This window comes from Exiguobacterium sp. s142, from assembly GCF_018618455.1.
Classification (GTDB): Bacteria; Bacillota; Bacilli; order Exiguobacteriales; family Exiguobacteriaceae; genus Exiguobacterium; species Exiguobacterium aurantiacum_A.
In genome coordinates this window covers 1-1,448 of sequence record NZ_JACSMB010000047.1, presented here as the reverse complement: position 1 = coordinate 1,448, position 1,448 = coordinate 1, and the positions used below count along the sequence as shown (strand labels likewise).

General features: G+C 53.0%; 1 protein-coding gene. It reads right to left on the bottom strand.

Going from position 1 to position 1,448, the window contains the following annotated elements; translation table 11 throughout:
* Window positions 1-48 precede the first annotated feature (48 nt).
* Window positions 49-1,376, bottom strand: a protein-coding gene (locus tag KNP77_RS15770) for an IS3 family transposase (RefSeq protein ID WP_483297955.1) whose coding sequence is annotated in 2 segments (ribosomal slippage) — window positions 49-1,004 and window positions 1,004-1,376 — 1,329 coding nt in all. Because the reading frame shifts where the segments join, the coding sequence is not laid out codon by codon here.
* Between the last annotated feature and the right edge of the window lie 72 nt (window positions 1,377-1,448).

The window sequence follows — 1,448 nt, the reverse complement described above, 5'->3', positions numbered from 1 at the left end:
TGAACTGAGCCCCGTAAAATGGACAGTTTAATAAAAAGCCCACGTGTTCTATGCGGCGATCAGATGGCCCCGATATTGTTCCGGGGTCATCTTTTTTAGGTTCCATTGACCGCGTTCGCAGTTGTAATAGCTTATGTAGTCGCCGACCATTTCTCGGACCTCCTCGAGCGATTTGCACGAGCGGTTGGTGACATAGTCCTTCAAATGACCGAAGAACGATTCGATTGGTGCGTTGTCGAGACAGTTTCCCCGACGTGACATGGACTGGACCAGTCCGAGGTCACCGACGAGTTTCTGGTAGTCTGGATGTGTGTAGTGGAAGCCTTGGTCCGAATGAATCATCGCCTCAGGATGCAGGTTCCCTTGGAGGTGCTCTTCGAGCTTTTCCATCGTCTGAAAGACGAGGTCCATGTGAAGGCCCATGGACAGCTTATGTGCCACGATCTCGCGTGTGGCGACGTCCTTCACACAAGACAAATAGACGTTCTCGCCGGAGGCGATCGGGAGATAGGTGATGTCGGTCACGAACACCTTCCCGGGCTCGCTCTGTCGGAACTGGCGGTTCAACAGATTCGGCACGACGCGATGCTCGAGCGTCGCTTTAGCTAGTTTTCGATAAGGGCTCATCTTTCGGATTTTGGTGACGATGTTATACTTGCGCATCAGTCGGAGGATACGCTTATGGTTGATCCTGACCCCGAGGGTCGCGCGCACCTCCATGTACAGTGCCCGATAACCGACTTTACCACCGTGGCTGTCGTGAATCTGCTTGAGTAGGGTCGCGTCTAGGTAATCACGCTCTTCCCGGAGGGACTCTGCCTCGGCTCGGTTCAACCAGGCATAGTAGCCACTCCGACTCACGCCAGCGATCTCACACAGTGGGCGGACGAGGTTCTTCAGCTGCGCGATTCGGATGATGGTATTGATGACCTGATATTTCTCTGCCGGTGTCAGTTCGTTCGTTTCGCCTGCCCTTCTAACTTCTCTAGCTTTTTTAAGAGTTCATTTTCTGCCGTCAGGTATTTGATACGCGCCTCTGCCTTCGCTAACCGTCGCTCCATCGACTCGTCTGTTTTCGGACGCCCGCCTCCCAGAGTCTTCCCACGTTTGTTGTTCAGGAGACCGTCTTCTCCGTCCGTTCGGTACGTCCGACGCCAACGCTTCAACGAAGACTTCGCCTTCTCTTTCCCGATCACCGTCAGGTCGAACCCCGCCTCTGTGAAGATCTGTTGGGGTCCTTTGCCGTCCATGTTCTCACGCACGGCCTTGACCTTAAACTCGGCGGTGTATTGAATCGAGCGTTCTGATACGGAGGCGACGTTCGGATTTTCTTCAAGCCGATTGATTTGATGGATGTTGAAGATGATTTTACTCATGATTGTTTCTCCCGTCTGAATGAATAGGTTCATTATAGCGATTCGTACGCACACGAAAAACCCCGAGTGAGG